Below are 14834 nucleotides of genomic sequence, written 5' to 3'. Positions count from 1 at the left end.
TGGCAATACGGTAATGTTCTTACTTAACAAGAAGTTTCCAGTCTGTTTTAATATCCTTTTCTGTCATACCAGACAGTTCTACGGTCAATCCTGTTGCATCGGCCATCACATTCTTCTGAATACGTACATTTTTGCAATCTGCCAGCCATACCGGCTTCAGCAGGTGTTCCTGATCCATTGATGGAAGCCCGGTGATCTTATTACCGGTAAACAGGAGTCCGTCCACGCTCCGCGCGGAAAGCAGTTTCCCATCCCGCGTATTAAAAGTATTATCCAGGATGCGGATATTCCGGTGCACATAGCGGCCCGGGACTTTTACATGATTTTCCGGCGCAATGTTTATGGCGCCGCTTCCGCTGTTGTACCCGCATCCGTCAAACACGTTATTGCGGATGGTAACATCCTGTACCGCGCCCGACTCGAACCAGCTGCTGGCGTCATCGGCTATAAGTATGGGAAACATACCTGTATGATAAAAGGTATTCCCTTCAACCAGCACCTTACGCGGTGTTGTGATGAGCAGCCCGCGTGTATTGGTCCGTTCAAACCGGCTGTTGCGGATGACCACTTCCGGCGTCCAGGTACGGTTCTCGATACACAGGCCGACAGTAACTCCTTCCGGTATAGCCCCGCTGAGCCGCAGTTCCATTTCTTTTTTATTGACCAGCGTTGCCGACTGAAGCCTGGCCCAGGCCACGGGCAAAAGGGTTTTGGGATCAACAAAAGCGATGCTATCCCCGGCAAAGAACGCCGGGAAACCATAGGTCTGGTGATGCATAAAGCGAACCGTGAGCTTTCCGTTCTGACCCATACCGGTGATCTGGAGATGGGTGCCGTGTACATTTATAGGATCATCATGCGCACCGGAAGTGTAACAGCTATCAATAAGTACTTTGCCCCGGCAACCGGAGAAATGAAAGCAATCGGCAAAGGCAGCAATAACCCGCCCGCTTCCCGGCGGGGGCGCTACCGCTACCTTACGCAGGGTAATATTTTCCGAGAACTGGGATACAATGCCCAGCCCATGCATATAATACATCTTTACATGCTCCAACACGGTGTTCTTGCTTTGCGCGATCAGTCCCCCGCAATTATCGCGATAGGGATCACGTACCGTAAGCACATTGCCCGGCTTATAGGGCGGCTTTTTAAAATCGCCTTCAAACACTACGGTATTCGGGCCTGTTTGCCGGGCAACCGCCTGCTGCAAGGGTTTCAGGCTGCTGTAATACATGCGGTCTTCAAGCGGATCAAACCGGAGGGTATGATCGTGCTCCGTCTTCCACCCTTCTCCAAAAAGTACCAGTTTGCCACTGTCCACGGTAAAACGGGAATCAGGGTGCAGCCGTACTTCTACCGACCGCTCCTGTACAGCCGTAACGGTCAGTTCGCTCATGGTTGGGCGTTCATAATCGAACCGGATCTGTTCTATCCGGATATTCTGACTGCGCAATATGGCAAAGGAAACCATTTTGCCATGCAGCATGATAAGGCTGTTGCTGCCATCGATGGTGATATTGGCGCAATCTTCCAGTAAGAAAGCAATGGATTTTATCTTACTCAAGGTATCACTTTCTGTACTGTTGGAGATATACAGTTCCCGTTTTGCCGCCCCATCCGGCCATACATCAATACGCCCCTGCGGTAGTTTTAGTATGGCTGCCGGATGCCTGCGGCAGGCCGCGATGGCACGCTGCAAGGCCGGAGCAGCGTTCTCATAACTGTTTGCCTTTACGCCATAATCCTCCGCATGAAGCACTGCCGGAACCCGGGCCGGTAACTGAAAACAATAAAACAGGCACAGCAATAACAGCCAGCCGCACCGTACTGTTGTTAGCCGGGCCGTTTTTATGCGATGTATTGTTTGTTTTAGTATCATCTTTGTTCGTTAGTGAGATGTTATTAGTGAAATGTTATGAGTGAAATGTTATTGGTGAGATGTTAGTAGTGAAATGTTATGAGTGAAATGTTATTGGTGAGATGTTATTGGTGGGATGTGAATAGTGAAAGATGGGGGATGGACACCGTTAATGTATAAAGAGCTTGCCGTTTTGCCCTATCTGTACAAGAACTTCTCCACCGGCCCTTACAGCCACCTTTGGCCAACCTGTAAATGCCGTATACGACAGGGGTTTTGCCGCCTGCCTGCTATTTTCCGCAAACACAGATACCGATGCATCATACCTGGTGTTATTCTTAACCGCCAGCGTTATCCCTTCCTTTCCGGCTTTTACGATCCGCGCCTCCACATGATCAAATACCCGTATTACCTTTTTATCCGGCTGCACATAGATACCGGGCAGCTCTATTGCCATTAATGCCCCGTTGGTCTCTGTCCAGGAGTTCCGGGTGTTGATGTAGTTGCCAATAGCCCCCTTCCCTTCCGCGTCGCTGGGCTGTATACGCTCCATACTACTGCCCACAAGGTTGTTGGTGGTCATATGATCCGGCGGTATATTCACCGCCTCTGCCTGTGCATGCTGGATATCCCTGATCAGGTCCGCATACAAAGGATTGCCCGTTGCCCGGAACAGTTTGAACAGGTAGTCGCCCGATGCGGTACAGATACCGGGTGCCGCATGTTTGTTCTGGATACTGGCCCATACAGCACCGGCCATTTTACTTCCCAGTTTACCGATCTGGCTACCTGCCGGAAAAACCGGGTCATAAGAGATCGTCCATGATGCACACAATGCGGCCTGTACTTCTGCTTTCCTGAGCCAGCTTTTATCACCGGTATAGTGATAGAGGGCCATCAGGGACTCCAGGAAACCAAAGGCCGATTCAGAATTGGCATCCATTGAAATATCCCCGCAGTCTCCGCCGGTAAGCCCCTGCTTTACCACATCGCGCTGGTAGTAATATTCAGCGGATTCTTTAGCAACCTGCAACCATTCTTTATTTTTAAAATACCCCGATGCGATGGCCAGCCCGGCGGGAACAATGGCTCCTGCTGTAGAATTATAAACAGCGATCCTGCCGGTGGCGGGTGCAATATATTGTCCAAATTGTCCGTCCTGCTTCCAGGTACGGGCAAAAGCCGCTGCCAGTTTTTTTGCCGCCGTTTCCCATCCTGGTTTGACTGATGCTTCGTATCCCTGCGCTTTCAACAGCATCAGGTGTTTTAGCAGCCATAACAAGGCATCCGCGTTCTTACGTACCATGGCCTGCACTTCCGGAAAAGCGGGATTCATTTTTTCCGGCCGGATCTTTCCATCAGCTGTAATCCCCCCATAAAAATACCCACTCCTGCCCTGCAGTTTCGTTACTACAAAATCCAGTTCCGCTGCCACCCTTGCCCGCTCTTTTGCATTATTCAATGCCAGCATGGGGTAGGTATTCATCATACCGCTTACCCATCCCAGCTGAAAGTCTTTACTGTTTTCCGGGAGATAATAGCTGCCTACGGGAAATGCCCGGAAATTATTGCTGGTAATAGTGGTGGCCAGCCCGGCATAATAACTCATCGGCAGCCAGTTGCGCGGCTGGTTGGGACCGGAGATATCCTTCCGGTGCCTCATAAACCCGGTCAGCAGGTCCGGGATGCCGGTTGCAGGCATTATACAGATCCTGAAATGCAGGGCTAACTGATCCCCGGCCTTCCAATCCGGTGCTTTATCGCCGCTGGGATGAAAGTCGCCAAACCCAGGGGCCTGCCGGCGCATTGCCGGGGCCGTAATGGAAAAGCGGCATTGATCGCCCGCAGCATTTTCTGCAATCGTCAGTCCATGATTGCCATATGCCGATCGTTGTTCTGTTAGTACCATAAACGCTTTCTGCTTTGCCGGTGCATAATAACAAAGCGCCGGTGTGGCTGTATTGCCGGTCTGCAATTCAACCAGTGAAGCCTTTCCCGGTTCTATGGATAAGCGGGGGTTATTGGAGATGGTGAGGGGTACCCTGGGATTATAATACAGATCCTTTGGGTAATCCGGGTTATAACCGTTGCCGATAGCGGAGTACCGGTTGCCATTGTATACAATGGCCGGTACCAGTACGTAATTGTTCCTGCTCCAGCCGCTGAAATCAAAATCCACATTTACCGCAGTTGCCCTGGATATTCCTTTGGTCAGCGTGAAGACAGCCGTGATATCCAGCACACCCCGAGTATCTTTAACCGGCCGCACATTTAACTGCACCTGCCATCCATCCGGCAGGCCGGGCTGCTGCTCCGTAGCAATATGTTCCTCTGTAAGCGCCGTACCCTCATATTTCCGGATACTTACCTGCAGGCGGCCATTCAGAGGTTTTAACCATCGGTCTACCATAGCAAACGACTGCGCACCGGCGTTGTGACAAAACCAGCTGCCTAATCCGATGGCCAAAAAAAATAAATACCGAAGACTATCTTTCATTTCTAATGTTTGTCTGGCATGAGGCGTCATGCACCGCGTCACTGTATGATATCATTGTACCGATACCGTTTTCTGCACAAAACCCGGCGTAGCAGCCACCGGCTGCCCCCCTCCCACACTGATCGTGAGTTTTCCGGAGGGTATATAACTTTTACCAGCGTCGCTGATCAGTTCCAGGTCTTCCGGCTTCAACAGAAATTTCACTTCCGCTGCTGCCCCTTTTTTCAGCGAGACCCGCTGAAATCCCTTCAGTGCCCTTAGAGGGGCCCTTTCCCTGATGCCGGCATAAGACAGGTACAGCTGAACCACTTCCTCTCCGTCCCGGTCACCGGTATTGGTTACCGTTACGGATACAGGTACTGCCCTGCCTTTTGTAATTTTCGAAGGCAGGTTTAAACCGGCGTATTTGAACCGGGTATAGCTAAGCCCCCAGCCAAAGGGATATAATACTTCCTTCGTATAATACCGGTAGGTACGGCCGGCCATGGCATATTCCTTAAAGTCGGGAAGAGAAGCATCGTCCTTATAAAAAGTTACCGGCAATCTCCCGGAAGGATTATAGTCGCCAAACAGCACATCGGCAACAGCTGTACCGGCACTTTGCCCGCCATACCAGGCATTCAGGATCGCCGGAAGCTCCTGCTGCTCCCAGGGCACGGCGATGGCGCTGCCGGTAAGCATTACAAAAATCACGGGTTTTCCCGTTGCTTTTAACTGTTTCAATAGTTCTGTCTGAACCTCCGGTAACAGGATGGAAGTGCGGTCGCCGCCATTAAAGCCTTTGGCGTTCACCCACATCTGCTCACCTTCCAGCTCCGGCGAAATGCCGCCGGCATAGATGATCACATCTGCTGCCGCTGCCTGCCTGGCAATTGCCTGCATATCGGCCTTCCTGTCACTTCCTTTTTGCAGGCGCATAAAGGCGCCGTCTTCGTTCTGCCGGTATTCTAAAACCAGGTTATAGGTTTTGTTTTTCTGAACGTTCCATTTCAGGTTGCGCACCCCCAGTCTTCCTTTCCAGGAATTTGCCACCAGGCTGTCGTTAATAAACAGGCGGTAACCATCGTCACCTTCCATCTGGAACAATAGTGTGGTATCGGCAGCTGCGGTAAAGCTGCTGCGGTAACGGGCCGAATAGTGATCGGCGCTAACGCCGGCCGCCGGCGCCTGTCCCTGGCTGAAAAAGCAGTTCACCGCAGCGACCCTGCCTGTATGAACAGCCGCCCCTTCCAGGTTTTCATTATTGAAGTATTGTACCTCAAAGCCCGGCTGGCCTTCGTAACGAAAGAACCCATTTTCCACATCCGGTGTAAAGATGGTATCTGAAGTATACCCTACACCCGGCTGCCAGATCACTTCCGCGTCCGGGCCCAGCTTTTCCCTGATACCTTCAAGAACGGAAACGATACGCGTGGGGAACCCATTATAATTGCCCAGCAAGGCAACACGGTTATCTGCATTGGGCCCTATAACGGCTACCCGTTTTAGCTTTTTACTCAGCGGCAGCACTCCTGTGTTTTTTAACAACACGATCGATTCCCGCGCCATTTTTAACGACAGGGCTTTGTGTTCCGGTGCTTCGAGGGTACTCATCGGCAACTGCCCATAAGGCACTTTATCTGCCGGGTCAAACATCCCCAGCCGGTAGCGAATGGTAAATAACCGTTTTACAGAAACATCAATTTGTTTTTCGGAAATCAGTCCCGTCTTTACCGCATCCACCAACGACCGGTATACATTGTTACCGCATTCCACATCGGTACCGTGCATTACCGCATCGGCCGAAGCATCTGCATTTGTTTTATGTGTTTTGTGCCTTTTTACAAAATCATCAATACCGCCACAGTCACTGGTGACATAACCGGTAAACTTCCATTGGTTGCGAAGGATATCGCTCATCAGCAGATCACTACCACAGCAGGGTTGTTTGTATACTGCATTGTAAGCACACATTACCCCGGCCACTTTTGCATTGACCACCAGCTCCCTGAAGGCAGGCAGGTAGGTATCCCAAAGATCGTAGGGCGTTGGATTAAAATTATCTGTGTGCCGCGATGCTTCCGGGCCGCTATGCACTGCATAATGTTTGGCACAGGCCGCCGCCAGCAGGTATTTGGGATCATTCCCCTGCAGGCCCCGTACAAATGCAGCGCCCAGTTTGCCGGTCAGATAGGGGTCCTCACCATAGGTTTCCTGCCCGCGGCCCCAGCGGGGATCACGAAAGATGTTGATATTGGGTGTCCAGTACGTCAGTCCTCTATAGCGGTCGCCGGTTTTGCCTTCCGTAACGGCAAGATGGTTGATGGCCCGGCCTTCCAGTGCCGAATAATAGGCCATCTGCTTTAGGGCAGCGGTATCCCAGGTAGCCGCCATACCGATGGCCTGCGGAAAGACCGTTGTTTTATAAGGTGTACGCGCCACTCCATGTAAGATCTCATTCCACCACTCATAGGCGGGGATGCCCAAACGCTGAACGGCCGGGGCCGCATTGAGCATCTGCGCTACTTTTTCTTCCAGCGTAAGCCGGCTTACCAGGTCCTTCACCCGCTGCTCCATGGGAAGGGAGGCATTCCACATGGGATATTGTTTGTAATCCTGGGCATGGGATGCTCCTAAAGACAGGATGGCAATGAGCGCGGAAGTTATTTTTTTTATTGACATTATATTATTGTTGTTGTATGGAGAAGGGGGGTATAAAGACATTGAATCTGACTGAAGCCCCTTGTCTTTCTTAAATTTTTTCGGGTTTGCCGATAACGGGCACAACCAGTTCCATTTTTACTTTTTCGCTGCCGGCATGCAGTGCGCTTATTTTAAACCGGCCTTCTCCCCTGCTGATCTGCAGCGGCTCATTTACCGGAATGATGTCCAGTAATTTTCGGCCCCGGTCTGCATGATAGAGTTGTCCGTTCTTATAAATAATGTACTGCCCCCCGGAAAGTGTTTTATTCACCGTCAGTTCCTGCCCGCCCGGGGTTATCATTTTTAATCCCTCAACAGTTACTTCTTTAGGCATATTCATTTTAATGGAGAACTCCAGGGGTTGTGCTTCAAAAACATTCTGCAAAGGCAGTGCCGCCCCGTTTACCGTATAAGCCAGATCGCGGAAGCGGTTCTCTTTAACAGGATACAACAGGAAGGAACGCGCACCCGTTTGTTCGAGATGGAATTTATAATCCAGGTCTTTCAGCTTTTCTTTATGCGCCTTTGTAAATACAGCGGCAGCCCGGGCATTTTCCCAGGTGCGGTAGGCACTGAAGATGGCCTTCTTTTCGGCGCTGGCTTCTACCGTTTGCTGGCTTAAGCCCAGCATATACGTAGCATCCCAGCCAATAGATTTTGCCTGCAGGTTCTCAGCGTCATACAGGCTCCAGTCTGCCTGGTAACTCTGAATGCCAAACGTTGCGGGGAAATAGCTGCTTTCAAATACATACCGCATATCTTTTCCTTCGATGCCCCATTTATTCAGCACCGGGCTGAACATATGATCACCCCCGCCCACATTGCACACACTCATATAATGCCAGGAGCCCTCCTGTATGGCGCTGCCCATTACCCGAAGGTAACGGCCGCCATTACGTTGATAGCTGTCAAAAAGACCGCGGAAGAAGCGTTTGAACGAATACTGGCCGTGCCCCTGGTACACACAGCTTTCCAGCCCGTCAAAATCGATATAGTCCATCCCGCCATCGGCCAGCCATTTGCCGTAAAAACCCGCATATTCGTCCTGCAGGTTCATATCCGGTGCAAAGCCATGATAGCAGTTCGGCTGCAGCTTTACAATTGTAGTTCCGGCTTTGTAGGATCCGCGGGCCGTACCATGAAATCCTCTTTTTATTTTCAGGAAGGTGTAAGGCGCCGTGCGCGTGATACCGTCATACTCGATCAGCTCTTTTCCTATTTTGAGCACATTGGTATGATTGCCCTCCCAGCCGCCAAATTCATTAAAATAAGCGGTATCGGCAACAGTGATCACTGTATCTTCCCGGCCTATATCTTTTGTAAGAACGGTACGCTGCATAATGGCCAGACTATCGCTGGGCACGGGCGCCACATCCCGGTTGCGGCCCGGCTGCAGGAACTCGCAGAGGGTATGCAACCCATACCGGATACCCTGCTGCTGCATCATTTTTCCAAATTGCGGAACAGGAATATCTCTTTTCCCGTTCAGGGTGATCCGTTTTCCATCCCAGGGCTGCACCCGGTCCGGGTAATATTCGCCCAGCCCTTCGTCCTGTACGCTGGTCAGCTTCAGCTGCCGGGCATAGGAAGCAAGGCTGTCATGCGGTCCCCACCACGCCATATCCGGGCGGTAGGCGGCGGGATCTTTGATCCATTTGCCATCGATAGTAGGATGCGGCAGCCCCTCAGCCAGCACTACTTTTTCGATCGTATTGAGCCCCTGCATATCCGGGCAGGCATAAAAAGCAATGGATGAGCCGATATAACCGGCATTGGTGGGCGTTACCAGCTGGTAGCGGGCCGAGTTGGCTTTCCCATCTATATTATCCGGGTAATAAGGAAAGCGGATCATCTGCTCTTTAAGCCGGTTACGGGAATGCATGCAGATGCTGGAACCAAAAGCCGGCTCCAGCTGCGCGCCATTGCCATAGTTCATCCGGAAGTATTCTTCCGGCTGCGAATAGAAGGCCACATCACTGATCCCATCTCCACCGATGCTGAAGGTTTGCCCCTCTTTCAAATGTGGCGGAAGCGGGTATTTCTGAGGATCGGGCGAGTGAATGTAATAATACATAAAGGACATATCCCCTTCTGTGGGCGGGCCGCTGGTTGTGTTATCATCCAGCCCCAGCATCCCGATCGCAAAATCATCATTGCGCACCACACTGATCAGGTCTCCAATTTTTTTTGATATAATTGTTTTGTAGGGCCCCCACACAATATTATCAATATGATCTCTTTGAGTAAGTTCAATCAATTTAAACTTAAGGTATGGCTGCTTTTGTTCCAGCTGCAGGGTTGCCCGTGAGCCATTGGGGTACGACAGAACAAGCCGGCCGTTCTTTTCCCTTTTAGCAGCCTCAGGCAAAATGTACTGCCTGTTGCTGTACAGGCTCATTAATGCCGAAGGCTGGCCTGCCGGGCAGTATTCCCTGCCGGAGCCCCTGCTTTTGATGGAAGTGATCCACCCTTTATTGCTGATGGTAACGGTTGCATACTGTGTTTGTAACCGGATGGCCTGCGCTGCAGCCGGCGCGCTGTATAACAGCACCGCCAGCAGCACCAGTACCGCTGCGGCTCCTCCTGCCGGCTTTTTTGACTTCTTCCTGGTCCTGTCTCCCGGAAGCACCAAAAAAGGAACCCGCCCCCGGTCTGCCGGCGGCCTGGAAGGGTATATCCATACTTTCTTTTCCTGAATTGCGGCTTCGTTCCCCGTCTTCTTCATTTTTACTGGTTCTTTATGGTTGTAGCACCGGGTAAGGGATCACTTAAAATGGCATCATGCACGCGCTAACCCGGATTAAGAAAAATTACCGCAATAGCAACGTATCGTTTCATTCTCATTCCATTGAGCTGTCCGGCTCAAGCTTTCCATTAGCCTTCTGCGGCACTGATACAAGTGGTAAAATTATCCCATTCCCGATCAACAGGAATACACAGGATTGATAAAGACTGATGCTTTTTTAACTCCCCGGGGGTATCAGGCGAAGACCGGGTCCATGTGTACCGTATAATGGGGCAACTGAGGAGACCATTTACCAGCCGGGACTCCTTTCAGTAATCAACTATCAATCAGGAATTTCAGGCTAAGAAACGGTCTATAATCAGTGAGAAGCGGTACACAGGGGCGATTAAAAACCTAAACGCGATCCCGGCTACGCAGAAAAAACCGGTACCGTCAACCGGATCACTTCACCGGTCGGATCCAGATGGCCTGCCCCCCTGAAGGACGCAGCGGGGCGTCCAGCACGGTTGATGCATCAACCGGTATCCGTTTAATGGACATACGGGTACGTACCGGGGATGCGGGATCATCGTAATAGACCGAAGCCATGTATTTTTTGCCCGGCGCCAGGAAGGAACAATTAATTTTTATATCCCGGGCATCATTGTTGGTGATACTGCCCACAAACCATTCGTTCCCGCTTCTGCGGGCAATGGTCACGTACTGCCCGATGGCTCCATCCAGCACTTTGGTATCATCCCATACCGTAGGCACCCGGTCAAAGAATTCCAGTTCGGGCTCATCCTGCGAATCTTCCGGCCTATCGTACCAGTACATAAATTGCAGCGGGCTGTAATATACCACGGACAATGCCATTTGATGCCCGGAGGTTGTTTTTAATACCCGGGCATTCTGAGTAGCCGCCAGGTTGGGTTTGAGCTCGGGCCGGTGATAATAACAAATGGTATAATCAGCTGCCCCGGCCAAAAAACGGGTAAACGGCAATATGGTATTGTTATTGGCATCCGGCATTTCCTCGTTGCCCCTTATTCCTTCCTGTGTCAGCAGGTTGGGATAAGTACGGCTAAAACCGGTGGGCCGGTATTCGTCATGAATATCTACCATCAGCTGGTACCGCGCACATTTCTTTACCGCATCATGCAGCCATTGGGTCCACTTAAAGGAGCCCACATTTACAAAACCGAACTTGATACCCGCCACGCCCCATTTCTGGTACAGGGGAAGCAATGCATCCAGTTGTTTTGCCAGGGCGATCTGGTTCACATACAGGAACACACCAACGCCTTTTTGTTTTGCATATCGGATCACTTCCTGCATATCCAGGTCGTTGACCGGGTTCCGTTTGGGATCTACGCTTACCCTGGTAGCGTCGGCAGCAGTATCATATTCATGCCCGTACCAGCCCGCGTCGAAATGAATGTACTGCAGGTGCCTTTTTGCAGCAAAGTCCACCAGCGCCTTTGCCCCGCCTGTGGAAAGCGTTATTTCCCGCATTACCTTACCGGGTTTGATCCAGCTGGTATTTTTAATAGCGCAGGGCGGATTGAGGTTCAGGAGCAGATCATTGTTTGCCAGCAGCTCTGTGGGCTTTTGCGCGATCATGATCACCCTCCAGGGCGTTGCAGCCGGTGTGGGCAGTACCACCGGGTCATACATTGAACAGGCGATCGTATTGGGCTGTGCCGGGTCCAGCATAAATTTTGTACGGCAATAATTGACTACTTCCGCTTCAGCCAGCACTGCGTACAACCCGTTCTTCAACTCCACGGTAAGCGGCCGCTCGGCCTGCGAGGGCCATTTATTTAACGGCAACAAACGATAGATCCCCTGCGCATGATCGGTAAACCATACACGGGTGTCTTCCGGAAGTTCAAACGCTGTAAAATCTTTACGGATGCTGACCGTTGCCGGGCCGGAACTGCTCTTTGGGAAACTGTAGCGGAATGCAAGGCCTTCGTTATACGCCCGCACCTCTACCTGCATGGTTTGCCGGGAGCCGCTCTTCTTCCTGAAGCTGAAGATCTTTGCCTGGTACCGGTCGCGCACCCGGCTGCGTTCTCCGTAAACGGGCGTCCACCAGGTGTCTTTTGATTGCGACCGCACGGCATAACAGGTGAGCCCCGTTTGCCAGTCATCTACCCCCATCACCGAGCGCCGGACCACTTCTTTTCCCTTGTAGGATACGGTATAGCTGATACTGCCATCCGTTACAAAAAGATTGAATTGTATCTTAGCGTCGGGCGATCTTAATACCGTACCGGTTTGGGCAAAAGCTGCTGTTGCAGTAACCAATAATAAAAAGAAGAAAAGACTTTTATTCCGCATAATGTTATTTTTCCACGAAGATTCTGAAGCGCTGAATACTTTTATTTTTTGCTGCTGAGGCCTGAGATCTGATTTAACCGCAATAGCAAGGTTTCCCTATTGTAAGTACCGCCTGCCCAGCCAGCCCTACGTTCCGGCGGCTCCTTCTAAAACACCCGTTGCTTTATCCCCGGCAACCCTGCTGCCTGAACCGTTATTCCCAGCTGGGCCGTGGCCTCCGTGGTCCGGAGCAGGAAGGTGGCGATACCTGCTTCTGCCTGAACCGTAGCAGGGCTTTCCAGCGTGGCATTCCCATTTATTTTCAACGTAACGGCGGGGGTAGCATTGACCACCAGGTTGCCCTTTGCATCCATGATCTTTGCATATACAAAAACCAGGTCGTTGGTGCGTGCTTTCAGCCGCCTGCCATTCTCCCCTATTTCCAGGCGCAGTTTTTGCGGCCGGCCGGGGGTACTGAGTTCTTTAACGGCAACGGCCTTCCCATTGATATAACCTACCGCCCGCAGGTTTCCCTCATGGAAGGTTATATCCTTAAATGTAAAGGGCGGATGCGGCAGGTAATTGGCATTACCTCCGTTAAAGGGCCGGTTACGGTCAGGTAAACCGGTGCCATGGCCTGTTTCCGGGCCTGCATCGGGATGCTGCCGGGCAATAAGCCGGTTGTTCACATACAAGGCCACTTCATCGCAATTGCTGTACACCAGCACATTCTTCCATTTATTGGGCGCCTGCCAGTAATGCGCAACAGCAACCATGGGCCCGGTTGCAACGGCTGCACCGGGTAAGCGCTGAGCGCTGCGCTGGCTCTGAAAGAATGAATAAGAAAATTTGGGGATGCGGAAAATATCTGCCACGCCCCAGCCCTCTATCCCCACCACGGCACCGGCCAACCCGTCGAAGAAAGCCCAGGTAAGATCCCCGATGGCACGCGGATAGTTTTTTTGATTCTTATTATGCTCCCATTGCAGGTTCCATGCCTGCTGCAGCAGGGCATCCTGTCCATCGCCCCGTATTTTACGCGTGGTACTGTTGCCACCGCCAAATTCGTAGTCGCCATATTCCCGGATCAAAAATGCATGACCCGGATAGGTGGTATTATTCCGTGCACCCGGGTCCCCGTTCCAGTCATCATAAGGCACATCCCAGCAGGCTTTGGTGAAATAGGAGTCACCACTGGTAAAAAAATTTGCGCTACCCTTCCATTCACTCCGGGCCACTGCGGCCTGCAAACAGCGAAATTCGGCGGGTGGGTATGCTTCATTTATGCTAACCTCCCAAAGCAGTACGCTGGGATGGTTCCGGTCGCGCCGGATGGTTTGGCGGATGTCTTCCATTACATGTTCCTGGAAGGCCCGGGAACGATTGAAGAACTGCCATCCCGGGATGCAGTTGATGATCAGCAGCCCCAGTTCATCTGCAGCATCCATAAAGGCCGGGGCGGGCGGATAGTGACCGGTACGCACCGCGTTCATCCCTGCATTCTTTATCAGCCAGGCATCCCGGTAGCTGGCATTGCCCGGCAACGCATTGCCCACATAGGGATAGCTCTGGTGCCGGTTGGTGCCGGCGATCTTAAAGGGCTCACCGTTAATGAGCAGCCCTTTTTCTTTGGTGATTTCAAAACTGCGGATGCCGATCGGGGTTATTCTTTCGTCAACGATCTTACTGCCGGACCTGATAATGGTTTTTAGCCGGTACCGGTAAGGATGATCCGGATGCCAGAGCTGCGGGTGCACAACGGTAAGCTGCTGCTCATAGTGGGCAGCGCCTGCTGCAGCCAGGTTGCTGGCGGGAGCAACTGCACGGGCCGCCACCTGGTCCTGTTTATTCAACAGCACCTGCTCTATTGTGAACCTGCGTGCTGTTGAAGATTCGTTGATGATATGCGTTTGTACCTGCACAGTGGCCTGCGCTTTTCCTACCTGCGGGTAGGTAACAAAGATACCGCCACCCGCAGCCTGGTTGGCCGCTACCGCATCTGTAATGTGCAGGGGATCCTTTACATCCAGCCATACGCTGCGGTACAGACCGGAGTAATAGATAAAGTCCAGCTTCTCCACCGGTTTGCCCGGGGGCACTACCGGGTTGGCTTTATTGTTCAGCTTCAGATAAATTGTGTTATCCGTATTAAAGCGGATCAACTTTGTAATGTCGATCACAAAAGGAAGATACCCCCCCGTATGCCGGGTTATATAGGTTCCGTTTACCCAAACATCTGCAACCTGCATGGCAGCTTCAAAATAAAGAGACACAGACTTCCCGCGGTTAGTCGCCGGCACGCGGAATGTTTTTTTATACCAGGCGATGCCCTCCCTCGGTTTCACAATCACGAGCGGTTCGGGGAATGCCGTATGTGGCAGCGTTACCTGCTGCCAGGCTCTTTGCCCCAGGTCCTGCAGCTGTGTCCCCAGGTCCTTTGCACCATCGGTTATTGCTGTATCGGTCACGTTGGTCTGTTCTGTCAGGAACTGATCATTCCAGTTATTACCCAGCCGGCGAAATGAATCGATCTTTTGTTTGGAAACATATTCCTGGCCGATGAACTGCCAGTTGCCGTTAAAAGAACTGCGTTGTGCAAAACCCACCTGTAACAACAGCAAGGCACTTATGAACAAACAACCTTTTTTATATTGCATAAAATCCTTTTTTAATACCCCGGACACCGGCTACAGGTATCCGTTGTAGATCGTTTACTGATTATTTTACCTACTCCAAACAAAGCATCA

The 14834-nt window shown here is 51.6% G+C and carries 6 protein-coding genes; all 6 read right to left on the bottom strand.

The features are described 5' to 3' along the window. Positions 1–19 precede the first annotated feature (19 nt). The 6 genes from BLS44_RS11110 to BLS44_RS11085 all read right to left on the bottom strand — a co-directional run bounded on the left by BLS44_RS11110 (position 20) and on the right by BLS44_RS11085 (position 14744). On the bottom strand, positions 20–1879 hold the full coding sequence (locus tag BLS44_RS11110) for a right-handed parallel beta-helix repeat-containing protein (RefSeq protein ID WP_090390136.1): 1860 nt from the start codon (positions 1877–1879) through the stop codon (positions 20–22). Positions 1880–2027: 148 nt separating this feature from the next. Further along, positions 2028–4355: a hypothetical protein gene (locus tag BLS44_RS11105; RefSeq protein WP_143019736.1), complete on the bottom strand. Its 2328-nt coding sequence runs from the start codon at positions 4353–4355 to the stop codon at positions 2028–2030. A 51-nt stretch (positions 4356–4406) separates the two neighbouring features. Beyond that, on the bottom strand, positions 4407–7016 hold the full coding sequence (locus BLS44_RS11100; protein WP_090390134.1) for a glycoside hydrolase family 3 C-terminal domain-containing protein: 2610 nt from the start codon (positions 7014–7016) through the stop codon (positions 4407–4409). Positions 7017–7086: 70 nt separating this feature from the next. Continuing rightward, positions 7087–9762 carry a hypothetical protein gene (locus tag BLS44_RS11095; protein WP_090390133.1) on the bottom strand — a complete coding sequence of 892 codons (2676 nt, stop codon included), beginning with the start codon at positions 9760–9762 and terminating at the stop codon, positions 7087–7089. Between the two features lie 462 nt (positions 9763–10224). Further along, positions 10225–12108: a glycoside hydrolase family 97 protein gene (locus BLS44_RS11090; RefSeq protein ID WP_090390132.1), complete on the bottom strand. Its 1884-nt coding sequence runs from the start codon at positions 12106–12108 to the stop codon at positions 10225–10227. A 146-nt stretch (positions 12109–12254) separates the two neighbouring features. After that, positions 12255–14744 (bottom strand): glycoside hydrolase family 2 TIM barrel-domain containing protein, encoded by a 2490-nt coding sequence (locus BLS44_RS11085; RefSeq protein ID WP_143019735.1) that lies wholly within the window; start codon positions 14742–14744, stop codon positions 12255–12257. Between the last annotated feature and the right edge of the window lie 90 nt (positions 14745–14834).

It is taken from the genome of Niabella drilacis, from assembly GCF_900101395.1.
Lineage (GTDB): Bacteria > Bacteroidota > Bacteroidia > Chitinophagales > Chitinophagaceae > Niabella > Niabella drilacis.
This window is presented reverse-complemented; position numbering and strand designations above follow the sequence as displayed.